Here is a 23,722-nt window from a genome sequence, read left to right on the forward strand (position 1 = left end):
GCATGTGCCCGCCCACCGGGCGGGCAGGCTCAGAGGTCGATCTCGGTGGGGTGCAGCACGCGGCGCAGGAAGTCCTGGGTGCGCGGCTGCTGGGGGTCGGAGATCACCGCGGCGGCCGGGCCGGCCTCCACCACGACGCCGCCGTCCATGAACACGACCCGGTCGGCCACCTCGCGGGCGAAGCCCATCTCGTGGGTGACCACGAGCATGGTCATGCCGTCGCGGGCCAGCTGGCGCATGATCGCCAGGACGTCGCCGACGGTCTCGGGGTCGAGGGCCGAGGTGGGCTCGTCGAAGAGCATCAGCTGCGGGTCCATGGCCAGCGCACGGGCGATCGCCACGCGCTGCTGCTGGCCGCCGGAGAGCTGGTCCGGGTAGCGGTCCTCGAGCTCGGCCAGGCCCACGCGGGCCAGCTGCCGACGGGCGATGTCCGCCGCCTCGGCCTTGCCCCGCTTGAGCACCTTGAGCTGGGCCACGGTGCAGTTCTCCAGCACGGACAGGTGCGGGAACAGGTTGAACTGCTGGAACACCATGCCCACGTGGCGGCGCAGCACGTCCAGGTCCACGTCCTCGTCCGTGACCGTGAACTCACCGACCGTGACGACGCCCGAGTCGGGCTTCTCCAGCAGGTTCACGCAGCGCAGGAGGGTGGACTTGCCCGAGCCGGACGGGCCGATCAGGCACACGACCTCGCCGGGGGCGACGTCGAGGTCGATGCCGCGCAGCACGTGGTTGGCGCCGAAGGACTTGTTGAGGCCGGCCACGTGCACGCCGGCGGCGTCCGCGGCGGCCACCGCGCCGAAGGATCCGGTGATGGGGTTCTGCTGGGCCATCTCAGTGCCCCTTCTTGGTCGAACGGGCCTCGAACCGGCGGGCCAGCAGGGACAGCGGCACGGTGATCACGAGGTAGAACAGGCCGGCCACGAGGATCGGCGTCATGCCGGCGTCGAGGGCGGAGATGCCGTCGCGGCCGAACTTGGTGAGCTCGTACTCGTGCGCGGCCAGGCCGAGCACGTAGACCAGCGAGGAGTCCTTGGTCAGGAGGATGACCTCGTTGGTGAGCGGCGGCAGCACGATGCGGAACGCCTGGGGGATCACGATGGTGACCATGGCCCGCCACGTCGGCATGCCGAGGGACCGGGCCGCCTCCATCTGGCCGCGGGGCACGGCCTGCAGGCCGGCACGCAGGGTCTCGGCAATGTACGCGGCCGAGACCATGCCCAGGGCCGCCATCACGACGACGGGGATCGGCCAGGACACCCCGAACGCGAAGGGCACCCCGTAGCCGAAGGCGAGGAACACCAGCAGCGCGGGGACGCCGCGGAAGAACTCGACGTAGGCGGTGGCCAGCCACCGGTACGGGCCGAACGAGCTCAGGCGCATGAGCGCGAGCACGATGCCGCCCAGCAGGCCGACGACGAACGAGGTGACCGTGTAGAACAGCGTGTTGCCCAGGCCCACGAGGATCACGTTGGGGAACATCGGGGCCACGGCGGGGAAGTTCAGGACGTTCTCGGCGAGCGTGCCCCAGTCGATGAGGACGGCCAGGACGACGAGGGCGAGGACGAAGACGGCCGCCTGGATGATCAGGGACAGCCGGCGACGGCGGCGCGCACGGCCGGGCTTCATGGCCGGTGCGGGCGAGACGGGGGCCTGCGTGCTCATCGGTAGTCCTCCTGTGCCTGACCGAACCAGCGCTCCTGGAGCTCGGCCACGGTGCCGTCGTTGCGCAGCTCCTGCAGCGCGCGGTTCACGGCGGAGCCGAGCTGCGCCTTCTGCGGGCCGACCGCCATGCCGAGCTGCTCGCCCGTGGGCAGCGACTCGACCACCTCGAAGCGATCGTCGTCCTTGAGCGAGTAGAGCAGCACGGACTGGTTGCCCAGGGCGGCGTCCACGGTGCCGGCCTGGAGGGCCTGGATCTGCATGCCGCCGTCCTCGAACTGCACGGGGCTCAGGCCGTTCTGCTGGGCGTACTCGTCGCCGGTGGTCGCGGCCTGCACGCCGATCCGGCGGCCCTTCGCGGACTCGACGTCGGTGATGCCGGAGCCCTTCTTCGCGACCAGGACGAGGTCGTCGTCGAGGTAGGGGAGGGTGAAGGCCATGACGCGCTGGCGGGCCTCGGTGATGGAGATCGACGAGGCGTTCACGTCGCAGCCGGTGAGCGAGGCACCCGACTCGATGGCCTCGAACGAGGAGTCGATCACGTTCACCCCGAGACCCAGCTTCTCCGCCACCGCCTCGACCAGCTGGATGTCGTAGCCGGTCAGCTCACCCTTCTCCTCGAACTCGAAGGGCGGGTAGGGGATGTCGGAGCAGACCGTCAGGACGCCGGGCTGGACGAGGCCGTACGAGGTGCTCAGGTCGTCGTCGGACACGATGCCGGCGGATCCGGCGTCGCCGCCGAGGACGGCGCAGCCGGTGAGCAGCGCCGCCGACGCGGTGAGCCCCACGGCGCCGAGGAGGCGGGAGTGGATGCGGGTCATGGAGTGCCTTCTGTGCCGCCGTCGGGAGGACGGGCGTGCGGGTCGGAGGGAGCCGGCAGAGTGACGTGTGCCGCCGTGATTGGTGGTCATCGTAGTGCGTCGGGCGCCGTCGCGGGCGCCGGGAGACGACTCGTCCCCGCGGACCGAGCCGATCGACCGGTGGCCCTGCCGCGGCCCGCCTCGGCAGAGGAAAACTGGCCTTGCGCTGTGGGGATTGTCAGACTGGTCACATCGTCGTCACCCGGTCTGAGAGGTCTGTCATGCTCCGCACCGCCGCCCCCGCTCGCACCGCCGCCCCCTGTCCCTGCTCGCCGTGGGCGCCCTCGCGCTCGTCGGCTGCGGTGGGGGAGGCGGCGAGGCCTCGTCCTCCTCTCCCTCCTCCGACGCGTCGTCGGCCTCCCCGGCGACCGTCAGCGCGACCGCGAGCCCCACGCAGGACGCGGCCACGTCGTCCTCCGCGGCTCCCTCGACGGCGGTGTCCACGGCCTCGTCCTCCGCCGCGTCCTCGGTGGCCGCGTCCGCGTCGGCCGACGCGTCGGAGTCCGCCTCGATGGGGGCCGGCTCGGACCTCACGGACGAGCAGGAGGAGCGCGTGGAGGCGCTCGAGGACGTCCTGCTCACGCCCCAGACCGCGCCCGACGGCGTGTTCACGGACATGGAGACCCAGGTCGGCGGCGGGGGTGAGCCGATCAGCACGAGTCTGAGCCTGACGGGCGTCACCCCCACGGGCGCCTGCGCGGACCTCATCGAGCAGATCAACACGCAGCAGGCGCCCGGGCTCGGCGGTGCGCTGGCCCAGTACGAGGTGGACCCGGCCGCGGTCACCGGCCTGGCCGGTTCCCAGGCCGGGGCGTTCGGCATGGTCGCGGTCACCGAGGACGGCACCGATCTGCTGGAGCCCTTCGGCGAGCTGGCCGACACGTGCGGCACGTTCGGCGACCCGGACGGCGTCGAGGCGGCCTTCACGACGGTGCCCGGCGTGCCGGACGCGGTCCACATCTCCCTGGGGAACTCGGGCATGGACACACCCGTGTTCACCATGACCGTCGGAGGCGTCACGGACGGGGATGAGCTCGTGTACCTCGGCATGGTGGGCCTCGACGAGGAGATCGCGGCCGAGACGCTGCGTGCCCAGGTCGAGGCGTTCGAGAAGCGGGAGCGCTGACCCGTCAGTCGTCGGGCTGGGGCGTCGGCTCGAGGCGGGCGCCGTCGTCGGACACCGGATCCGCGTGGAACGGGCTGCCCGAGCTGACGTCCTCCGGGCCCCGCTGCCCCGACTCGACCGCGAGGAGGCGCCCCTCCTCGGAGAGCAGGGGTGTGGCCTCGATCGTGAGGCTCTCGCCGGCGCGTACGGCGTCGGCCACGAGCCGGGCAAGGCGGCGGTTGCGGGCCTCGTACCGTTCGGAGTCCTCGAGCACCGCGGTGTGCCGCGTCGCCAGCTGGATCTCGACGGAGGCGTCGATGCCGACGGCCAGCTGGCGGGCACGCAGCACCTCCGCGTCGAAGGCGGCCCCGGCCAACAGCACGATGCACGCCACCCACGCGAGGGCGAGCACGCCGATCGCGGAGTTGATCCGCCCGACCACGGCGAACTGGCCGAACCGGTCCGTGATCCAGCCCAGGGCCACGGTGGCGCCGAAGAGCAGGACCACCACGGCCACGGCGCCGAGCGAGAGCGGGCGGTAACGGGGCTGCCGGACGTTGGGACCCAGGCGGTAGGCGAGGGTCACGATGAGGGCGATCACCACGAGGATGACCGGCCACTTCACCACGTTCCACGTCTGGACCGTCTCCTCCGGCAGGCCGACGGCCTGGCCGAGGCGCTGGGAGAGGTCCCCGCCGACGACCACCAGGATCGTGATCAGCACGGCGCCGAGCATGAGGGCGAGCGTCTCGACGAAGACCACGAGGCGGAAGTGGAGGAAGGGCCGGCCCTCGCGGGTGTCGTGGATGCGGTGCATGGCCCGGTGGAACGCGCCGACGGCGCCCGAGGCGGACACCACGGTGCCGACGGCCCCCAGGACGACGGCGCCGGTGCCGGGCCCGGCCGAGCCGAGGGTCAGGATCCACTCGCGGACGACGTCGGGCGTCAGCGACGGCCAGATCTCGGCGGCCAGGTGGGCCGCGGCGTCCACGGTCTCCTCCTCGACGCCCAGCAGCGAGACCACGGAGAGCAGGGCGATGACGGTGGGCAGCAGGGACAGCGCCCCGAAGAAGGTCATGGCGGCGGCCACGTCCCAGACCTGCAGCTCGAAGAGCCGGTGCAGGGTGCGGCGCAGGACGTACAGCAGGGACACCCGCGGTCGGGTGTACGTGCGGAGGCGCCGGGGCGCCGCTGTGGAGCCGGCCATGGCACCAACGTACCGGCGCGCGGGGGAATAGCCCTGGCACGAGGGGGGTTGAGCTACATAGACTCAACTTTGTCTCGGCGGTGGGAATGGCCCGCCGTCGACGGTTGTCCGACACCCCCGGGACACGGGGGAGAGAAGGAGCGAGGCGCACATGGATGCCAAGTTCACCACCAAGAGCCAGGAGGCGCTCTCGGCCGCGGCCATGAACGCCTCCACCGCCGGCAACCCCCAGATCGAGCCGGCCCACCTGCTGAAGGCCCTGATGGACCAGCGGGATTCCGTCGCCGTGGCCGTCCTCAAGGCCGCCGGGGCCGACCCCGACGCCGTCTCCACGGCGGCCTCCTCGGCCATCCGGCGCCTGCCCTCCACCCAGGGCAGCACGGTGGCCCAGGCGCAGCTCTCGCGCGCCGCCCTGCAGGTCGTGCAGAACGCGCGCACCCAGGCCGAGCAGCGCTCGGACCAGTTCGTCTCCACCGAGCACCTGCTGCTCGGCGTGGCCGCGGATCCGGGCGAGGCCGGTGAGGCACTGCGCTCGAACGGGGCGAGCCTCGAGGCGCTCGCCGCCGCCCTGACCCAGGTGCGCGGCGACTCGCGCGTCACCACCCAGGACCCGGAGAACACCTTCCAGTCCCTGGAGAAGTACGGCACGGACCTCACGGAGGTCGCCCGCTCCGGCAAGCTCGACCCGGTGATCGGCCGCGACGCCGAGATCCGCCGCGTGGTGCAGGTGCTCTCGCGCCGCACCAAGAACAACCCCGTGCTCATCGGCGAGCCCGGCGTCGGCAAGACCGCCGTCGTCGAGGGCCTGGCCCAGCGGATGGTGGCCGGGGACGTCCCCGAGTCCCTGCGCGGCAAGACGCTGATCAGCCTGGACCTGGGCGCCATGGTCGCCGGCGCCAAGTACCGCGGCGAGTTCGAGGAGCGCCTGAAGGCCGTCCTCGAGGAGATCAAGGCCGCCGAGGGGCAGGTCGTCACGTTCATCGACGAGATCCACACCGTCGTGGGCGCGGGCGCGTCCGAGGGCGCCATGGACGCCGGCAACATGCTCAAGCCCATGCTGGCCCGCGGCGAGCTGCGCCTGATCGGCGCGACCACCTTGGACGAGTACCGCGAGAACATCGAGAAGGACCCCGCCCTGGAGCGCCGCTTCCAGCAGGTCTTCGTGGGCGAGCCCAGCGTGGACGACACGATCGCCATCCTGCGCGGGCTCAAGGAGCGCTACGAGGCCCACCACAAGGTGGCCATCGCCGACTCCGCGCTCGTGGCCGCGGCCACGCTGTCCCACCGGTACATCACCGGCCGCCAGCTGCCGGACAAGGCCATCGACCTCGTGGACGAGGCCGCCTCACGCCTGCGCATGGAGATCGACTCCGCCCCGGAGGAGATCGACGTCCTGCGCCGCCAGGTGGACCGCCTGACCATGGAGGAGCTCGCCCTCGAAGGCGAGACGGACCCCGCGTCCATCGAGCGGCTCGACGCCCTGCGCGCGGAGAAGGCGGACCGCGAGGAGGAGCTCACCGCCCTCACCGCCCGCTGGGACGCGGAGAAGGCCACCCTCAACCAGGCCGGCGACCTGCGCGCCAAGGTGGACGAGCTGCGTTCGCTCGCCGAGAAGGCCCAACGCGACGGCGACCTCGCCGAGGCCTCCCGCCTGCTGTACGGCGAGATCCCCGCGCTGGAGAAGCAGCTCGAGGAGGCGGACCGCGCCGCCCGCGAGGCCGACCGCTCGGCCACCGAGCCGATGGTCTCCGAGGAGGTCACGGCGGACGACATCGCCGAGGTGGTCTCCGCCTGGACCGGCATCCCCGCCGGGCGCATGCTCACCGCCGAGTCCGAGAAGCTGCTCACCATGGAGGAGCACCTCGGCGAGCGGCTGATCGGGCAGCGGGACGCCGTCGTCGCCGTCGCGGACGCGGTGCGCCGCTCGCGGGCCGGCATCGCGGACCCGAACCGGCCCACGGGCTCGTTCCTGTTCCTGGGCCCCACGGGCGTGGGCAAGACCGAGCTGGCCAAGGCGCTCGCGGAGTTCCTCTTCGACGACGAGCGCGCCATGGTGCGGATCGACATGTCCGAGTACGCGGAGAAGCACTCCGTCTCCCGCCTGGTCGGCGCCCCTCCGGGCTACGTCGGCTACGACGAGGGCGGCCAGCTCACGGAGGCCGTGCGGCGTCGCCCGTACTCGGTGGTGCTGCTGGACGAGGTGGAGAAGGCCCACCCCGAGGTCTTCGACATCCTGCTCCAGGTGCTCGACGACGGCCGCCTCACCGACGGCCAGGGCCGCACCGTGGACTTCCGCAACGTGATCCTGATCCTCACCTCGAACCTGGGCTCGCAGTTCCTCGTGGACCCGACCCTGGACGAGGCCGCCAAGCGCGAGTCCGTGATGTCCGTGGTGCGCGGGGCGTTCAAGCCCGAGTTCCTCAACCGCCTGGACGAGATCGTGCAGTTCGACGCGCTCACCGTGGCCGAGCTGACGCGGATCGTGGACCTGCAGGTCGAGTCCCTGCAGGCGCGCCTGACGGACCGCCGCCTCACCCTCGAGGTGTCCGACGCCGCCAAGGCGTGGCTCGCCGCGACCGGGTTCGACCCGGCCTACGGCGCCCGGCCCCTGCGCCGCCTGGTGCAGCGCGAGATCGGCGACCGCCTGGCCCGCGGCATCCTCGCCGGGGAGATCGCGGACGGGGACACCGTGGTCGTGGACCGTGTCGAGGGCGAGAACGGCCTCACCGTGACCCGGAAGGGCTGACGCCGGGACCGACGGACCGTGTTCCTCCTCCCTCTGGCGCGTCGGGGGCGGTTTCGGGTGGTATCCGGCCTGGATACCACCCGAAACCGCCCCCGACGGCATCTGCGAGACGGGCGGACGCCTCGGGTCAGCGGGTGCCGAGGGCGTCGGCGTCCTGCTGGAGGGTGCCGATCAGGTTCGCCACCGCGCGGGCCGTGTGGGTCAGCGTGGTGATGGAGACGTTGTCGATGTCGTCCTGGGGCGTGTGGTAGTTGTCGTCGCGGATCGAGAGCAGGCCCGTCGAGGCGATGCCCGCGTCCACGAACGGCGCGTAGTCCGAGCGGCCGTTGCTGCCCTCGGGCTGGTGCCCGTGGCCGTCGCGGTCGAGCTGCGCGCCGAGCAGGGACTCAGCACCGATCGACCAGTCGGCCGTGAGCACGCCGAGCGTGTTCTGGTGGTCCAGCGGGGCCACCATGTCCAGGTTGGTGTAGAGGATGATGTCCTCGCGCTCCGCGGCGGTCAGGGTGTCCACGTAGTGGTGCGAGCCCAGCAGGCCGATCTCCTCGGCACCCCACAGGGCGAAGCGGACCTTGCTCTCGGCCTTGTTGGCCTTGGCGGCCTGGCGCGCGACCTCGAGGGTCGCCGCGACGCCCGAGGCGTTGTCGTGGATGCCCGGGCCCTCCGGCACGCCGTCCAGGTGGGCGCCGAGCATCACGACGTCGTCGTCGCTGCCCGTGCGCGTCTCCGCCAGCACGTTCCAGGTGGGCCGCTGCTCCACAAGCTGCTCGAGGTCCAGGGTGACGGTGGCGCCGCCGGCGCGGGTCTGGGCCAGCAGATCGGCGCCCAGCTCGCGGGTCACGCCCACGGTCCCGACGACGTCGCCCGGCGCGGCGCCCAGGGTGCCGTTCAGCGCGCCCTCGGCGTTGTTGTAGATGATGACGGCCTCGGCACCGGAGGCGGCCGCGACCTGGGACTTCTGGGCGAAGGTGCAGTCGCCCCGGGAGACCAGGGCGACGCTGCCGGTCAGGTCCGCGTCGGCCCAGTCCGCGTCGGCGCAGCCGGTGGCGGCGCCGGCGGGGGCGGCGAGCGGGGCGTCGGTGACCTGCGCTGACGGCGAGGACGTGAAGACGGTGTGCTCGAGGTCGCGCTGGACGGGTCCGGTTTGCTGAAGCCGGTCCCGCAGGGTCTCGGTGTAGGTGATCTCGAACTCCTGGAGCTCGACGTCGTAGCCGGCCTCCTCGAGCTCGCCCACGGCGTAGTCGAGCGAGGCCTGGAAGCCCGGCGTGCCCGCGGCGCGGTTGCCGTGCTCGTCCGCGATGGCCGCGAACGCCTCGATGTCCTGGCGGAGGTGGTCCGAGGAGATGGATCGGACCAGCTTCTCCGGTGAGTTCGGGTTGCCGCCGGCACGGTTCTGGCCGGGGCCCAGGCCCCGGTCGGCGGTCTGCGCGGTGGCTGCGGTGGCCTTCGCCGGGGCGGCCGGGGAGGACGGGGCGGCGATCGAGACGGGGGCGGCGGCGAGCGTGGCGGCCAGGGTGGCGGCGGCCAGCAGGGTGGGGGTGCGGCGCATGGGCATCCTCATCGTCGGGGCGGATGTGACGTACGCAACCTAGCCGCTCGTCCAGCGTCCGTACAGGGTGCGTGTCACGCCCGTCCAGCCGGATGCCGCGCGTGTCGCGGCCGCCCGCGCCGCACCCGGCGCCACTGCACGCCCCGCCGGACCGGGCCGGTCGTCGTCGTCCACAGGCCGTCCGGCGGGTCATGTATCCTTGTCCGCACGAACCATATTGACCAGTGAAGACCTCGGCGGGCCCCTGTGCGCCACAGATCCGAGGCGGCGAGAGATGCGAAGGGGGTCACGCTCATGGGGCGCGGCCGTCAGAAGGCGAAGGCCACGAAGCAGGCACGGGAGATGAAGTACTTCTCTCCCGGAACAGACCTCTCGGCACTGGAGCGAGAGCTCACGGGCGGACGCACGCGCGGCCCGGAGCAGGACCAGGAGCCCGAGTACGAGGATCCGTACGCGGACCTCTACGCGGAGGACGAGGACGACGACGCGCGGGCGCGATGACGCCCGCACGGCATCCGGCCCTGGACGGGCATCAGGCCGCCCTGCGGTCGATCGCCAGGGTGGTGGATGAGACAGCACCGCTGCAGGACCCCGAGACGGCGTCTCGAGGTCTGCTGCGTCTGATGGAGGAGTCCCGCCCGCTCGTGATCACCGGGGCCGGCGTGTCCACGGACTCCGGCATCCCGGACTACCGGGGGCCGAACGGGTCCCTGCACCGCCACCGGCCGATGACGTACCAGGAGTTCCGGGACGACCCGGCCGCCCGCCACCGCTACTGGGCGCGCTCGTTCGTGGGCTGGCGCCGCATGGACCAGGCCCGCCCGAACGAGGCGCACCGCATCCTCGCGCGCTGGGCGGCCGAGGGGCGGATCGCCGGCGTCCTGACCCAGAACGTGGACGGGCTGCACGCCGAGGCCGGACGCGCGGCGGGGATGCCGGAGGACCGGCTGATCGAGCTCCACGGGGACCTGGCGCGCGTGGCCTGCCTGAACTGCGGGGCCACCGAGTCCCGCCGTGACCTGGACCTGCGGCTCGAGGCCGCCAACCCGGGCTACCTCGAGCGCGTGGCGATCGACCCGGACGCCGTGAACCCCGACGGGGACGTCTCCCTCGACCAGCACTGGGTGGAGGAGTTCACGATGGTCGGCTGCCGGGTGTGCGGCTCCGTGAAGCTCAAGCCGGACGTCGTGTACTTCGGCGAGTCCGTGCCCCCGGCGCGGCGCGCGGCCGCGGAGGCGATGGCCGACGACGGCGGCACGGTGCTCGCCGTCGGCACCTCGCTGGCCGTGATGAGCGGCTACCGGTTCGTGCTGCGGGCCGAGCGGGCCGGGCATGAGACGGGGCTGATCAACCTCGGCCCCACCCGCGCCGACGCCAAGGCCCGCTGGCGCTGGCGCGCCCCGGTCGCCGACGCGCTGGCTTGGCTCGACGCCCGCCTCTGACCCCCACCCACGTTTTCGTTCGGGAAACGGCGGGCGCCGGGGTGTTTTCGTTCGGGAAACGGCGGGCGCCGGGGGTGTGGACACCGGGTGGCCCGGGGCCACGCACGACTCCTGCACAGGTGGCGCCGCCGGCGTCGTCGTCCACGGTGGGTGCTCCTGAGCGGGCGGGATAGGCCGGGTTGAGCCATCGTCACGGGCATGGCCACGTCTTCCCTGCCCCTGCCGGACATCGTCGAGACCGGCCGGCCGTTCACCCGTGGCGACCTGCGCGCGGCCGGGGTCTCGGAGCGACTGGTCCGCGGCGGTGACGTGCGGCGCGTGACGCATGGGGTCCATCGGCTCCGGTCTGACCACCTCGGCTCGTGGGCGGATCTCGGCTACGCCGAGGCGCCCGCTCCCTTCGCGCCGGAGGAGACGGCCGCGATCGTGGAGGCGAGCGGGGGAGTGGCCTCCCACCTCACAGCGCTGCTCCTGCACCGCGTGCCGCTGCCGCCGTTCCTGGCGGAGGACGGCACGGTGCACGTGTCACGGCCACACCCGCGCGGGGCGAGCATCCGCCCAGAGATCACCTCGCATGCCCGCCTCGTCCCAGCCGCGGACGTCACAGCCCTCCACGGGATCCGCCTGACGAGCCTGGAGCGATCCTGGGCGGATCTGGCCGCGCTGCTTCGTCCAGGCATGCTCGAGCCCGTCGTGGCGGCCGGGGACGCCCTCATCCATCGGCCGTGGTCGCCGGAGGGGCGTCGCTCACCACGGACCACGACGGCGGCCCTGCGGTCCGCGCTCCTGCGTGCCGGACGGTTCAAGGGAGTGCGCACCGCCCGTGCCGCACTCGAGCTGGTGCGGGTGGGCGCGGATTCCCCGCAGGAGACAGCCCTGCGGCTGGCCCTGGTCCACGCCGGCCTGCCCGAGCCGGAGCTCCAGCTGGTGCTGCACCCGGGCCGGGCCCGGTCGCCGGACGCGGATCTGGGGTGGCGGCAGTGGCGCGTGGTGGTCCACTACGACGGCGGTCACCACCTCGACCCGGCACAGGTCGCCGTGGACGCGTGGCGAGACGAGGGCTGGGCGCGCGCGGGCTGGACGCAGATCTGGGCCACGGTGGACGACGCACGGGACGACTTCCGGCGCGTCGTCGCCGAGGTGCAGACGCACCGGGCCCGGCTCGGCGGGCGGGTGTTCGCGTCGTGAACCGCCGTTTCCCGAACGAAAACGCCCCGGTGCCCGCCGTTTCCCGAACGAAAACGCCCCGTGGGGGTCAGGCGGCGTACTGGCCGCGCATCAGCACCGCGCCGCCGTCGACGCCCTTGGCGCCCTGCACGAAGTCCAGGCCCGCGGCCGCCGCGTCGTCGGTGAGGGCGCCGATGGTGCCCATCTCCCACGCGTCGATGCCGGCGTCCATGAGCACGGAGATCGACTTCGCGGCCACCTCCGGGTCCACCACGGCCACCATGCCCACGCCGAGGTTGAGGGTGCGCTCGAGGTCGGACTGCGGAACGCGGCCGAGCTCGCCCACCAGGCGGAACACGGGCGGCAGGGACCAGGTGTCGCGCTCGACGGTCGCCATGAGGCCCTGCGGGAGCACGCGCGCCAGGTTCGCGGCCAGGCCGCCGCCGGTCACGTGGCTGAACGCGCGCACCGGCAGGTCCGAGCCGCCGTCGTGGCCGTTGAGGCGCTGCACCAGGTCGAGGCAGGCGCGGGAGTAGATGCGGGTCGGCACGAGCAGCTCCTCGCCGAGGGTGCAGCCGAGCTCGGTGACCTCGCGGTCGAGGGACCAGCCCGCGGCGTTCACCACCCGGCGCACGAGCGAGTAGCCATTCGAGTGGATGCCGGAGGAGGCCATGCCGATCACGACGTCGCCGGACTGCACCCGCTCCGCGCCCAGGACCATGTCCGCCTCGACCACGCCGGTGGCCGCGCCCGCCACGTCGTACTCGTCCACGGCCAGCAGGCCCGGGTGCTCGGCGGTCTCGCCGCCCACGAGCGCGGTGTCGGCCAGGCGGCAGCCCTCGGCCACGCCGCGCACGATGTCCGCGATGCGCTCGGGCACGACCTTGCCGCACGCGATGTAGTCGGTCATGAACAAGGGCTGGGCGCCGACCACCACGATGTCGTCCACGACCATGCCCACGAGGTCCTGGCCGATGGTGTCGTGCTTGTCCATCGCCTGTGCGATCGCCACCTTGGTGCCGACGCCGTCCGTGGACGTGGTCAGCAGCGGCTTGCGGTACTGCAGCAGCGCGGAGGCGTCCCACATGCCGGCGAAGCCGCCGATGCCGCCCATGACCTCGGGGGTGTGGGTGGCCTTCACGGCGTCCTTCATCAGCTCGACGGCGCGGTCGCCGGCCTCCACGTCGACGCCGGCCGAGGCGTAGGTGATCGGGGCGGCGGAGGAGGGGGTCTGGTTCGGGGTCACAGCGGGGTCCTGTCCGTCTCGGTGAGCAGCTTCTCGTCGTCGGCGTCCGGGCCGGGCTCGCAGCCCGTGGCGGTCACGGTGGTGGTCTCGCCGCCCTCGTCCAGCACCACGGTGGACGCGGGCGACACGGCGACCGGCTCCAGCAGGCCCTTGCCGCGCTCGCCCTCGTCGGCCAGCGGGATCGGGTAGTCGCCGGTGAAGCAGGCGGTGCACAGGCGCTCGCGCGGCTGCCCGGTGGCCTCGATCATGCCGTCCTCGCTGATGTAGGCCAGCGAGTCGGCGCCGATGGACGCGGCGATCTGGTCCACCGCGGCGCCGTTGGCGATGAGCTCGGCGCGGGTGGCGAAGTCGATGCCGTAGAAGCAGGGCCACTTCACGGGCGGGGAGGAGATCTTCACGTGCACCTCGGCGGCGCCGGCCTCCTTGAGCATCCGCACGACGGCGCGCTGGGTGTTGCCCCGCACGATCGAGTCGTCCACCACCACGACGCGCTTGCCGGCCACCACGGTGGACTCGACGTTGAGCTTGAGGCGGATGCCGAGCTGGCGCAGCGTCTGGGACGGCTGGATGAAGGTGCGGCCCACGTACGCGTTCTTCACGAACCCCTGGCGGAACGGCAGGCCCGAGGCGTCCGCGTAGCCCATGGCGGCGGGCGTGCCGGACTCGGGCACGGGGATCACGACGTCGGCCTCGACCGGCTGCTCGAGCGCGAGGCGGCGGCCCATCTCCACGCGGGACTCGTACACGGAGCGCCCGGCGATCGTGGCGTCCGGCCGGGCGAGGTAGACGTACTCGAACACGCAGCCGGCCGGCTTGGACTCGGCGAAGCGGGTGGAGCGGATGCCCTCCTCGTCGATCGCGATCATCTCGCCGGGCTCGACCTCCCGAATGAAGGAGGCGCCGACGGTGGCGAGGGCCGACTGCTCGGAGGCCACCACCCAGCCCCGCTCGAGGCGGCCGAGCACGAGCGGGCGCACACCCTGCGGGTCGCGGGCGGCGTAGAGGGTGTGCTCGTCCATGAACACGAAGCAGTAGGCGCCGCGGATCTTCGGCAGCAGCTCGAGGGCGGTCTCCTCGAGGCGGTCCCCGGGGGCCCCGTGCAGCAGGGCCGTGACCAGAGCGGTGTCCGTGGTGTTGCCCTGCTTCATCTCACCGTGGGTGTGGCGGCCGTCCGCGGCGTGCACCATGCGCAGCAGCTCCGCGGAGTTCACGAGGTTGCCGTTGTGCGCCAGGGCGACCGTGCCGTCGTCGGCGGTGGCGCCCAGGGTGGGCTGGGCGTTGGCCCACTTGTTCACGCCGGTGGTGGAGTAGCGGCAGTGGCCGACGGCGATGTGGCCGCTCAGCGCGGTCAGGGTGGCCTCGTCGAACACCTGGGAGACCAGGCCGATGTCCTTGTAGACGGCGATGCGCCCGCCGTCCGAGACGGCGATGCCCGCGGACTCCTGGCCGCGGTGCTGGAGGGCGTACAGGCCGTAGTAGGCCAGCTTCGCGACCTCCTCTCCCGGCGCCCACACGCCGAACACGCCGCATTCGTCCTGCGGCCCCTGGTCCTGGGGGTCGAGGGCGGCGGTCAGGCGGCCGTCGCCTCGTCGGGTGCGCGGTGCGATCACTGCTCGGGGGTCCTTTCGGTGGGGGTGGCGCGGGCGGGCGGGGCACCCGCGTCCACGCGGTCCAGGCGGACGTCCGCCATGGCCGGGTCGTCGGTGCGCTCGAGGACCACGGTGCGCGCGGTCGACCGGGAGCGGCGGTCCAGCAGCAGCCACACGAGCAGTCCGAGCACGCTCGTGCCGAGCATGCTCAGCAGCGATGCGAAGCCGAACGTCTCCGAGAAGGAGAGCGGGATGCCGGAGTACGGGTCCGCGGGCGGGGTGGGGGAGGCATGGACCGCGGTGGTGATCACGAGGGCGATCAGCAGGCCGAGCGCGAGCGCCACCGCGAGCACCGCGGTCAGCCGCGGGGCGCGACGGACGGTGTAGGCGCGCTGATCGGGGGTCGGCTCGGGGGCGGAGGTCATGCGCGCCAGTCTATCGAGTCGGCCGCTGGGGCCAGTCCCGGGTGCCCGCGGCGGTGGAGGCAGTCCCGGAGCACGCTCTGGCCGGCGCGCTGCGTGACGGTGAGCTCGTCGACCGTGGCCTGGCATTCCTCCAGCGGGAGCACGACCTGCCCGCGGGTACGGTCGAGCTGTGCCGTCGCCGCGGTGTCCGGGGTGGGGCCGGCAGAGCTGCATCCTGCGACGAGGAACGGTGCCGACGTTCGAACGGTCGGTGTCGCCGAGAGGACTGCCGGACACCCCTCGCTCACGGCCGCACGAGCGGCAGGTGCGCGCCGAGGTCGGCCCGCACGCCCGAGGCGCGCACGCCGCCGGCCGCCGTCGCGTCCTCCCAGGTCGTCAGCCCCGTGGCCAGGGACAGCCATGTCACGGCGTCCATCTCCACGACGTTGGGCGGGGTGCCGCGTGTGTGCCGGGGCCCGGGGAGGCACTGGGCGACGCCGAAGGGCGGCACGCGCACCTCCACCGAGTTCCCGGGCACGCGGGTCGCCAGCTCCTCGAGCGCGAAGCGCACCGCCGTCGCCCGCGTGGGGCGCGGCAGCGCGGCGGCCGCCGCGGGGTCCTCCTCGTGGGCGCGTGCCCACGCCAGCAGCGCCGCGTGGCCCTCGACGACAGGCACCCGGCGGCGCGGGACGGAGCCGGTGGTCACGCCCGCGCCTCGAAGGCCGGCAGGACGTCCCCCACGAGGTCCCGCACCGGCGCGGCCAGGCGGATCTCGCCGACCGGCTCGCCCCGGCCGAGCACCGGGGGCACGACGGCGGCCAGCACGCCCGGCAGCGTCGCCCGGTCCACGTGGTCCGGGGCGAACCGGGCCAGCAGCGCGAGCGCGACCAGGTCGCCGGCCCGCGTGCCGCCGTCGAGCGCCTTGACGGCCACGGCCGTGCCGTCCGGCGCGGCCATGACGAGGACGCCGTCCGCGCCCACCTTGGCGAGCAGGCCGAGCTCGCGCATCACCACGGTGTTGGAGCTCGTCTCCCCGTGGACGGCCCACGGGTGCTCGAGCATCGCCGTGGCGACGGCGGCCGCGTGCGGATCCGCGTCGGCGCGGCCGGGCGCCGCGGCGACCCGCCCGATGCCGCGGGCCAGGCCCGCCAGCGAGATGACGGCGGCCGGGGCGCCACAGCCGTCCACACCGGTGTGGGCCACCGGCTCGCCGCAGTACTCGGCGATCACCGCGTCCACCTCGCGCTGCAGCGGGTGCGCCGGGTCGAGGTACGTGGCGACGTCGTGCCCGGACGCCGCGCAGGCCGCGAGGAAGCCGGCGTGCTTGCCGGAGCAGTTGAAGGCCAGCGGGGTGGCGGCGGCGGCCTCGCCGTCGCGGCGGACCTGGGCGACCACCTCGGAGGTGTCCGCGGGCCAGGCCGGCGGGCACTGCAGGGCGGACGCGTCGAGGCCGGCGTCCGCGAGCATGCGCTCGGCCAGCGCCTGGTGCCGGAGCGTGCCCCGGTGCGAGCCGCACGCGATGGACAGGGCCTCGCCCTCCAGCGCCGCCCCGTGGCGCAGCGACGCGATGGCCTGGAACGGCTTCAGCGTGGAGCGCGGGTAGATCAGCGCGTCTGCGGGGCCGAGGGCGGCCAGCACCCGCCCGTCGGGGCCGGTCACGACGGCGGCGCCCGCCGTGCGGGACTCGACGAAGCCGTTGCGGACGGTCTCCACGAGCTCGACGGCATCGGACAGGGCGAAGGTCTCGCCCGTGGGGGCGACGGTGGCGTGGGTCATGCGGTCCAGGGTAGCGAGGGCCCCGGACGCGCCGGGCGTCCGGGGCCGGTGGGCCGGGTCAGGTCCGGCGGCATCACCGGCTCACTCCGCGGAGAGCCGCCCGTCCACCATGGTCAGGGTGCGGTCCGTGGCGGAGAGGAACTCGTGGTCGTGCGTGACCATGAGCGTCGCCACCTGCTCCTCGCGGGTCAGCGTGCCCAGCAGGTCCACGACGGCGGCCGAGCGCTCGCGGTCCAGCGCGGAGGTGGGCTCGTCCACGAGCAGCAGCGTCGGCGAGGCCATCAGCGCGCGCACGATGTTCACGCGCTGCCGCTGACCGCCCGAGAGCTGGTGCGGGCGCTTGCCGGCCTGGTCGGCCAGGTCCACACGCTCGAGCAGCTCCAGGGCCCGCGCCTTGGCGGCCCTGCGGTCGGCGCGGGTGGCGTCACGGTCCAGGTGCACGGTCAGCTCCAGCTGCTCGGCCGCCGTGAGGGACGGGATGAGGTTGGGCTGCTGGAAGATCATGCCGATCTCCTGGCCGCGCAGCGCGGTGCGCTCCTTCCGGGACAGCCCGGCCATCTCGCGGCCGGCCACGGACACGCAGCCGGAGGTGGGCGTCACCAGGCCCGCGGCCACCGCCAGCAGGGAGGACTTGCCCGAGCCGGACGGGCCGACCATCGCGGTGAACGTGCCGGGGAGCAGGTCCAGGCTCACCTCGTCCAGGGCGCGCAGCACGCCGCGCTCGCCGTCCGGGTACTCCAGCACGAGGTCGCGCACGGACAGCGCGGGGGTGGCGTCGGCCGCGGCGGCGGGGCGCTCGCCGGCGACGCGGTGGGCGGCCGCGGCGGCCGGGGTGCGGAGGGCGTCGAGGTCGGCCTGCGGGGCGGTGAGGGTGGTCATGGGGAGGTCCTTTCTCCAGGCGGGGGCGAGGCGGAGCCGAGGGGGACGACGGCGCCGGGCGGCGCCGTCGTCGGAGGCGGTCAGTTGCCGCCGAGGGCGACCAGCGGGTCGATCCGGGTGACGCGGTAGACCGCGACGACGGCGGCGAGCATGCCGAGCACGAGGACCCCGGCGGCGGGCACCGCGGTGGTGGCCCACGAGAGCTCGAACGGGACGGCCCGCCCCGCGAACGCGCCGACCACGGCGGCCAGCCCGGTGCCCACGGCCACGCCCCCGACGAGCACGAACGCGGCCTGCGCGAGCGAGTCCTTCAGCACCCAGCCGTTCGAGCCGCCGAGGGCCTTGAGCACCGCGATGTCGCGGGTGCGCTGCACCGTCCAGATGGACAGGAACGCGATCACCACGAGCGCCGAGATGCCGTACAGGAAGCCCTGCATGGTCATCAGGGAGCCGTTCTCGGACCGGTAGCTGGGCAGGGCGGCGTAGGAGCCCTTCACGGTCTCGGCGACGGTGCCCGCGGCGTCGTCACCGGCGGCGGCCACGGCGTCGACGTCGGCGCCGGCGTCGAAGCGCACCAGGCCGGCGGTGCCGAGCACCGCGTCGTCGGCGGTGTGCGAGATGGCGTTCCAGTCCTCGAGCGCCAGCCACGTCACGGGGGAGTGGGAGTAGTACTCGGTCGGCACGACGTCGGCCACGGTGTAGACGAAGCCGGAGACCGCGACGGCGTCACCCTCCTGCGCGTGGAGGGAGTCGGCCACGTCCTGGCTGAGCACGATCTGCCCGGGCTCGACGCCGGCCGGCGCGTCGGAGCCGCCCGGGGTGAGACCGATGAACGCGGTGGTGGCCACGCCGGTGGTGGGCTCGCCGGACACGTCCGCGCGGCCCTGCGGGTCCGTGTCCACGGGGTGCTCGAGGCCGATGGCCCGGCCCTGGCTCACACCGAGCGGCTCGACGGAGGCCACGCCGTCCGTGGCCGCCCACGCGTCGCGCTGGGCCACGGTGAACTCGGACTGGGTGAACGACGCGGTGGGCTCCTGGCCCGCCGCGCCGCCGAAGACCAGACGCTGCACGCCCTGCTCGCCGAGGCGGTCGATCGCGGCGGTGTTCTGCCCGCCCAGGCCGGCCGTGAGGCCGGAGAGCATGACGAGCAGCAGGCTGATGAGGGCCACCACGGAGCCCATGAGGGCGAACCGTCCGGTGGCGAAGCGGAGGTCGCGGAGTGCGAGGAACACGGGGCGCGTCCTTTCCTGGAGAGGTCTGTCCTGAGGTTGCCTCCACGGTCTCGCGCGGGCAGGGGTCGCCACATCGCCCGCGGCGGCTGGACCCGGTCAACCGAATGGTTGATTCCGGCGACGGGGCGGCGCGGCCCCGGGGCGGCGCGGCCCCGGGGCCGCGGGCCGTCGTCGCGTCCGGGGTGCGCCCTAGGGTGGAGCCATGTCCGTCGCACCCCGCGCCGCCGCGCCCACCGAGACCGGCACCACTGCCGTGCTCGCCGGCCTGCGCGTGGCCCTGCACGTCACGTTCGCCGCGCTGCTCACCGTGGGGCTGGCGCGCGCGCTCGCGGACCGGTCCCCGGAGGCGTCCTCCGGTCCGTTCCCGGCCACCACCCTGGTGCTGCTGACCGCCGCGCTGGCGGGCGTCTACCTGGCCGGGACCGTGCTGGAGCGGCGCCGGTGGGCCCGGGGCGACAACGTCGGCCGCGGTCCGGCGGTCGCCTGGCTGGCCCTGGTGCTGCTGCTGTGGGGCCTGCTCGTGGCCCACCACGGCGACTTCGCGTGGGTCGCCTTCCCCCTCTTCTTCGTCGTCCTGCACGTGGTCGACCGGGTGGCCCGGCAGGCCTGGGTGCGCCACGTGGTCGGGCCCGCGCTGGTGGTGGCGATGGCCGTCGTCGTGGTGGCCGGGATGGCGGCGGGCGCCGGCGGCGTGCGGGTGCCGGCCGTCATTGGTCCGCTGGTGGGCGCCGCCGTGGCCGTGGTGCTCTCCGGGGCGTACCGCGCCCTGCACGCCGAGTCCGAGCGCCAGCGTGCCGTGGCCGAGCAGCTGCGCGCCGCGCAGGCCGAGCTCGCGCGCACCGAGCACCGGGCGGGGGTGAGCGCCGAGCGGGAGCGGCTCGCCCGCGAGATCCACGACACCCTCACCCAGGGGCTGGCCTCGATCGTGCTGGTCTCGCGCGCGGCCCAGGACGCGCTCGACGCCGCCGACCCCGCCCTCGCCCGGCAGCGCATGGAGACCGTGCGCGCCACGGCCGCCGAGAACCTCGCCGAGTCCCGCCGCTTCGTCCGCGACCTGCGCGGCACCGGGGCACCGTCCCTCATCGAGGCGCTCGAACGAGCGGTCACCGGGTTCGCCGACCGGCAGGCCGCCGCCGGGACACCCGTGGCCGCGGACGTCGAGGTCGTGGGCGAGCCGGTCGCGGTCGCCGAGGCCGTGGAGACCGCCGTGCTGCGAGCCGTGCAGGCCTCCCTGGCGAACGTCGGCGCCCACGCGGGCGCCCATCGCGCCCGCGTCACGCTGGGCTACCTCGGCGACGAGCTGACGGTGGACGTGGCCGACGACGGCGCGGGGTTCGACCCGGCCGTCGTCGCGGCCCGCGCCCGGGCCGGAGCCGCCGGTGCCGACCCGGGGGTGGGGACCGGCGTGGGACTGGCGAGCGTGCGCGAGCGCCTCGCGGCGGTGGGCGGCGAGGCCACCGTCGAGTCGGCCCCCGGCGAGGGCACCGTGGTGGCGCTGCGGGTGCCGCTGGTCGCCGCCGGGGCCGGCCGGAGCGCTGATCCCGAGCAGACCGAGAGCGAGGAGACCGCATGAGCGTGCGCGTGATGCTGGTGGACGACCACCCCGTGGTCCGGGCGGGGGTGCGGGCCGTCGTCGAGGCGCACCCGGACCTGACCGTGGTGGCCGAGGCCGCCGACGGGGCGGAGGCGATCGGCGTCCTGGAGGCGGGCGAGCCCGCGGTGGACGTCGTGCTGATGGACCTGCAGATGGGCGCGGGGATGGACGGCGTGACCGCCACCCGCGCGGTGCGGGAGCGGTGGCCGGGGGTGCAGGTGCTGATCCTGACGACCTTCGACACGGAGGCGGACATCCTCGCGGCCGTGAACGCGGGCGCTGCCGGCTACCTGCTCAAGGACGCCCCGAGCGAGGAGATCGCCTCGGCGGTGCGGCAGGCGGCGGCGGGGCGCAAGGCGCTGGCCCCGCAGGTCGCGGCCACGCTGATGGGGCGCATGTCCGGCGGCTCCGAGGTGCTGTCCGAGCGGGAGATCCAGCTGCTCGAGCTGATCGCGCGGGGCGCCACGAACAAGGTGGCCGCGAAGGAGCTGTTCATCTCCGAGGCCACCGTGAAGACGCACCTGGTGCACATCTTCCAGAAGCTCGGGGTGGACAACCGCACGCGCGCCGTCGACGAGGCCCGGCGACGGCGCATCATCCGCTGACGGACAGGCCGGGGCGGCCGGCCCTGGAGGGCCCAGCCCTGCTCAGCGGCGCCGCACGTACCGGGTGATCACCGCCGCGGCGACGGCGGCCAGCGCCAGCACGCCGAGCGCGGCGGGCAGGCTGAGGTCGCCGCGCTGGACGCCGAGCCCCCGCAGCGTCCAGAAGACGATCAGGGCGCACGTGAACATCACGCCGACGAACGTCCAGGCCGAGCGCAGCCCGGGTCCCAGCCCCGCGCCGGGCCGGTGGCGGGGGTCACGGGGGTCGCCGTCGTCGCCGGGCTGACCGTGGTGGAGGGGAGGCATCGTCATGCGCTCCACCGTAGGGGCCACGGGCCGGGCCGGGCCAGGGCCACCGCGTAGGCTTGAGGCTCGTGAAGACCCTTGTGCTCGGCAACGGCGGCCGCGAACACGCGCTGCTCACCGCCCTCTCCCGTGATCCGCAGGTCAGCGCCCTCCACGCGGCGCCCGGCAACGCCGGCATGGCCGACCTCGCCACCCTCCACGCCGTCGAGGCCACCAACCCGGCCGCCGTCGTGGAGCTCGCGCGCGAGCTGGGGGCCGACCTCGTCGTCGTCGGACCCGAGGCCCCGCTGGCCGCCGGCGTCTCCGACGCCCTGCGCGAGGCCGGGTTCGCCGTGTTCGGCCCCTCGCAGGCCGCCGCGCAGCTCGAGGCGTCCAAGGCCTTCGCCAAGGAGGTCATGGCCGCCGCGGGCGTGCCCACCGCCGGCTCCCGCGTGTGCACCACCGCCGCGGAGGCCGCCGCCGCCCTCGACGAGTTCGGCGCCCCGCACGTCGTCAAGGACGACGGTCTGGCCGCGGGCAAGGGCGTCGTGGTCACCTCCGACCGCGCCGAGGCCCTCGCCCACGCCGAGGCCTGCTTCGCCGCCGGCGGCACCGTGGTGATCGAGGACTTCCTGGACGGCCCCGAGGTCTCCCTCTTCGTGATCTGCGACGGCGAGGCCGCCGTCGCCCTCACCCCCGCCCAGGACTTCAAGCGCATCCACGACGGCGACGCCGGCCCCAACACCGGCGGCATGGGCGCGTACACGCCGCTGCCGTGGCTGCCCGAGGGCTTCACGGACGAGGTCATGGACCGCGTGGCCCGCCCCGTGCTCGCCGAGATGGCCCGCCGCGGCACCCCGTTCACGGGCGTGCTGTTCTGCGGCCTGGCCGTGACCGCCGAGGGCGTGGAGGTCATCGAGTTCAACGTGCGCTTCGGCGACCCCGAGACCCAGGCCGTGCTCGCCCGCCTCGAGACGCCCCTGGGCGGGCTGCTCGCCGACGCCGCGGCCGGCCGGCTCGGCGCGGACCGTCGACTCGAGTGGAGCGACGACGTCGCCGTGGACGTGGTCATGGCCTCGGCCGGCTACCCGGCCTCCTCCTCGACGGGCGACGTGATCACCGGGCTGGCCGACGCGGCCGGCCTCGAGGGCGTGCACGTGATCCACGCGGGCACCGCGGTGTCCGGTGAGGACGTGGTGACGGCGGGCGGCCGGGTGCTGGCCGTCGTCGGGCGCGGGGCGGACCTGGCCCAAGCGCGCGAGCGCGCCTACGCGGGCGTCGAGCGCATCCGGTTCGACGGCGCCCAGTGGCGCACGGACATCGGACTCAAGGCCGAGCGCGGCGAGATCACCGTGCCGGGGACGGAGGGAGCGAAGTGAGCGGGGAGCGCGTGGGGTTCACGGGGGCCGAGGCCCTCGAGCTGCCGGGCTGGCGGCACGTCTACTCGGGCAAGGTGCGGGACCTGTACGAGCCCGCTGACGCCGAGCCGGGGCGGTCCGCGACGCTGCTCGTGGTGGCCTCCGACCGGATCAGCGCCTACGACCACGTGCTGGAGCCGCCGATCCCGGACAAGGGCGCCATCCTCACCCGGTTGACCCTGTGGTGGTTCGAGAAGCTGGCCGAGGGCTACAACGGGGCCCACGCCGAGCCGGTCGAGCACCACGTGGTGAGCACGGACGTGCCCGCGGCCGTGGCCGGGCGGGCGATGATCGTCAAGCGCCTGGACATGTTCCCCGTGGAGTGCATCGCCCGCGGCTACCTGACCGGCTCCGGCCTGGCCGAGTACCGCGCGTCGGGCACGGTGGCCGGCCTGCCGCTGCCCGCCGGGCTCGTGGACGGCTCGCGGGTCGACCCGCCGATCTTCACGCCGTCCGCGAAGGCCGAGGTCGGCGAGCACGACGAGAACATCACGTTCGAGCAGATGGTCGAGCGCGTGGGCACCGAGGCCGCCGAGCGCCTGCGGTTCCTCACCCTGGACCTGTACGCCCGCGCCGAGGCGATCGCCCGCGAGGCCGGCATCATCCTGGCGGACACGAAGGTCGAGTTCGGTGTGGACCCTGCCACCGGCCAGGTGGTGCTGGGCGACGAGGTCCTCACCCCGGACTCCTCCCGGTTCTGGGACGCCGAGGACTACGAGCCCGGCCGCCCCCAGGCGAGCTTCGACAAGCAGTTCGTCCGCGACTGGCTCACGGGCCCCGACTCCGGTTGGGACAAGACCAGCGGGGAGGCCCCGCCGGCGCTGCCCGCCGACGTCGTGGCCAAGACCCGCGACCGCTACGTGGAGGCGTACGAGCGCCTGACGGGCCGCCCCTTCGACGCCTGACCCGGACTTTCGAACGTGGGGTAGGCCCTCTGCCACGTTCGAAAGCGCGTCGGG

At 74.0% G+C, this 23,722-nt stretch carries 22 protein-coding genes; 9 read left to right on the top strand and 13 right to left on the bottom strand.

What is annotated here, in order from left to right:
• Positions 1 to 29 precede the first annotated feature (29 nt).
• The 3 genes from POD19_RS05435 to POD19_RS05445 are packed head-to-tail and all read right to left on the bottom strand — an operon-like array spanning position 30 to position 2,483.
• Complete coding sequence (locus tag POD19_RS05435; RefSeq protein ID WP_002853962.1) at positions 30 to 833, bottom strand: amino acid ABC transporter ATP-binding protein; 804 nt, start codon at positions 831 to 833, stop codon at positions 30 to 32.
• Between the two features lies 1 nt (position 834).
• A complete protein-coding gene (locus tag POD19_RS05440; protein ID WP_002853968.1) occupies positions 835 to 1,665 on the bottom strand; it encodes an amino acid ABC transporter permease in 831 nt (276 codons plus the stop codon).
• Positions 1,662 to 2,483 (bottom strand): ABC transporter substrate-binding protein, encoded by an 822-nt coding sequence (locus POD19_RS05445; protein ID WP_010080238.1) that lies wholly within the window; start codon positions 2,481 to 2,483, stop codon positions 1,662 to 1,664. The genes POD19_RS05440 and POD19_RS05445 overlap by 4 nt, the downstream gene beginning before the upstream one ends.
• Before the next feature lie 313 nt (positions 2,484 to 2,796).
• Between POD19_RS05445 and POD19_RS05450 the strand changes: the two genes are divergently transcribed.
• Entirely contained in the window at positions 2,797 to 3,648 is an 852-nt protein-coding gene (locus POD19_RS05450) for a hypothetical protein (RefSeq protein WP_340309364.1), read from the top strand.
• 4 nt (positions 3,649 to 3,652) lie between these two features.
• Here the strand turns inward: POD19_RS05450 and POD19_RS05455 are convergent, their stop codons facing one another.
• Positions 3,653 to 4,834 (bottom strand): YihY/virulence factor BrkB family protein, encoded by a 1,182-nt coding sequence (locus tag POD19_RS05455; RefSeq protein ID WP_144818519.1) that lies wholly within the window; start codon positions 4,832 to 4,834, stop codon positions 3,653 to 3,655.
• A gap of 151 nt (positions 4,835 to 4,985) precedes the next feature.
• Between POD19_RS05455 and clpB the strand changes: the two genes are divergently transcribed.
• Positions 4,986 to 7,580, top strand: a complete 2,595-nt coding sequence (clpB, locus tag POD19_RS05460; RefSeq protein ID WP_144818517.1) for an ATP-dependent chaperone ClpB — start codon at positions 4,986 to 4,988, stop codon at positions 7,578 to 7,580.
• A gap of 127 nt (positions 7,581 to 7,707) precedes the next feature.
• On the opposite strand, the gene POD19_RS05465 is transcribed toward clpB, so the two are convergent.
• On the bottom strand, positions 7,708 to 9,126 hold the full coding sequence (locus tag POD19_RS05465) for a M20/M25/M40 family metallo-hydrolase (protein ID WP_240756370.1): 1,419 nt from the start codon (positions 9,124 to 9,126) through the stop codon (positions 7,708 to 7,710).
• Positions 9,127 to 9,420: 294 nt separating this feature from the next.
• Between POD19_RS05465 and POD19_RS05470 the strand changes: the two genes are divergently transcribed.
• The 3 genes from POD19_RS05470 (at position 9,421) to POD19_RS05480 (ending at position 11,756) form a co-directional block, all read left to right on the top strand.
• Positions 9,421 to 9,627: a DUF3073 domain-containing protein gene (locus POD19_RS05470; protein WP_036314242.1), complete on the top strand. Its 207-nt coding sequence runs from the start codon at positions 9,421 to 9,423 to the stop codon at positions 9,625 to 9,627.
• The gene (locus POD19_RS05475; RefSeq protein ID WP_036314243.1) at positions 9,624 to 10,568 is read left to right on the top strand and encodes a Sir2 family NAD-dependent protein deacetylase; all 945 of its coding nucleotides are present in this window, start codon (positions 9,624 to 9,626) and stop codon (positions 10,566 to 10,568) included. Before POD19_RS05470 ends, POD19_RS05475 begins: the two co-directional genes overlap by 4 nt.
• 198 nt (positions 10,569 to 10,766) lie before the next feature.
• A complete protein-coding gene (locus POD19_RS05480; RefSeq protein ID WP_136939932.1) occupies positions 10,767 to 11,756 on the top strand; it encodes a hypothetical protein in 990 nt (329 codons plus the stop codon).
• Positions 11,757 to 11,823: 67 nt separating this feature from the next.
• Here POD19_RS05480 and purM read toward each other — a convergent pair whose 3' ends face one another.
• The 7 genes from purM to POD19_RS05515 all read right to left on the bottom strand — a co-directional run bounded on the left by purM (position 11,824) and on the right by POD19_RS05515 (position 18,861).
• The gene (gene purM / locus POD19_RS05485) at positions 11,824 to 12,981 is read right to left on the bottom strand and encodes a phosphoribosylformylglycinamidine cyclo-ligase (RefSeq protein WP_136939931.1); all 1,158 of its coding nucleotides are present in this window, start codon (positions 12,979 to 12,981) and stop codon (positions 11,824 to 11,826) included.
• Positions 12,978 to 14,591: an amidophosphoribosyltransferase gene (gene purF, locus POD19_RS05490; protein WP_340309365.1), complete on the bottom strand. Its 1,614-nt coding sequence runs from the start codon at positions 14,589 to 14,591 to the stop codon at positions 12,978 to 12,980. The genes purM and purF overlap by 4 nt, the downstream gene beginning before the upstream one ends.
• A complete protein-coding gene (locus POD19_RS05495; RefSeq protein ID WP_036314251.1) occupies positions 14,588 to 14,995 on the bottom strand; it encodes a hypothetical protein in 408 nt (135 codons plus the stop codon). Before POD19_RS05495 ends, purF begins: the two co-directional genes overlap by 4 nt.
• Before the next feature lie 283 nt (positions 14,996 to 15,278).
• On the bottom strand, positions 15,279 to 15,680 hold the full coding sequence (locus POD19_RS05500; protein ID WP_036314253.1) for a sterol carrier family protein: 402 nt from the start codon (positions 15,678 to 15,680) through the stop codon (positions 15,279 to 15,281).
• The gene (locus POD19_RS05505; RefSeq protein ID WP_036314255.1) at positions 15,677 to 16,750 is read right to left on the bottom strand and encodes an asparaginase; all 1,074 of its coding nucleotides are present in this window, start codon (positions 16,748 to 16,750) and stop codon (positions 15,677 to 15,679) included. Before POD19_RS05505 ends, POD19_RS05500 begins: the two co-directional genes overlap by 4 nt.
• An 81-nt stretch (positions 16,751 to 16,831) precedes the next feature.
• Entirely contained in the window at positions 16,832 to 17,629 is a 798-nt protein-coding gene (locus POD19_RS05510) for an ABC transporter ATP-binding protein (RefSeq protein ID WP_041103971.1), read from the bottom strand.
• Between the two features lie 80 nt (positions 17,630 to 17,709).
• Positions 17,710 to 18,861 carry an ABC transporter permease gene (locus POD19_RS05515; protein WP_049146829.1) on the bottom strand — a complete coding sequence of 384 codons (1,152 nt, stop codon included), beginning with the start codon at positions 18,859 to 18,861 and terminating at the stop codon, positions 17,710 to 17,712.
• A gap of 202 nt (positions 18,862 to 19,063) precedes the next feature.
• Between POD19_RS05515 and POD19_RS05520 the strand changes: the two genes are divergently transcribed.
• Positions 19,064 to 20,434, top strand: coding sequence for a sensor histidine kinase (locus tag POD19_RS05520; protein ID WP_336637441.1), 1,371 nt, complete (start codon positions 19,064 to 19,066; stop codon positions 20,432 to 20,434).
• Positions 20,431 to 21,060 carry a response regulator gene (locus tag POD19_RS05525; RefSeq protein ID WP_060973807.1) on the top strand — a complete coding sequence of 210 codons (630 nt, stop codon included), beginning with the start codon at positions 20,431 to 20,433 and terminating at the stop codon, positions 21,058 to 21,060. The genes POD19_RS05520 and POD19_RS05525 overlap by 4 nt, the downstream gene beginning before the upstream one ends.
• 42 nt (positions 21,061 to 21,102) lie before the next feature.
• Here POD19_RS05525 and POD19_RS05530 read toward each other — a convergent pair whose 3' ends face one another.
• Positions 21,103 to 21,372 (bottom strand): hypothetical protein, encoded by a 270-nt coding sequence (locus POD19_RS05530; protein ID WP_020624424.1) that lies wholly within the window; start codon positions 21,370 to 21,372, stop codon positions 21,103 to 21,105.
• 62 nt (positions 21,373 to 21,434) lie between these two features.
• Here POD19_RS05530 and purD point away from each other — a divergent pair, with 62 nt between their 5' ends.
• Positions 21,435 to 22,724 (top strand): phosphoribosylamine--glycine ligase, encoded by a 1,290-nt coding sequence (gene purD, locus POD19_RS05535; RefSeq protein WP_049146825.1) that lies wholly within the window; start codon positions 21,435 to 21,437, stop codon positions 22,722 to 22,724.
• On the top strand, positions 22,721 to 23,668 hold the full coding sequence (locus POD19_RS05540) for a phosphoribosylaminoimidazolesuccinocarboxamide synthase (protein ID WP_044658867.1): 948 nt from the start codon (positions 22,721 to 22,723) through the stop codon (positions 23,666 to 23,668). Before purD ends, POD19_RS05540 begins: the two co-directional genes overlap by 4 nt.
• The last annotated feature ends 54 nt before the right edge of the window (positions 23,669 to 23,722 follow it).

Source organism: Micrococcus sp. GPGPB33 (genome assembly GCF_037853785.1).
GTDB classification, from domain to species: domain Bacteria; phylum Actinomycetota; class Actinomycetes; order Actinomycetales; family Micrococcaceae; genus Micrococcus; species Micrococcus luteus.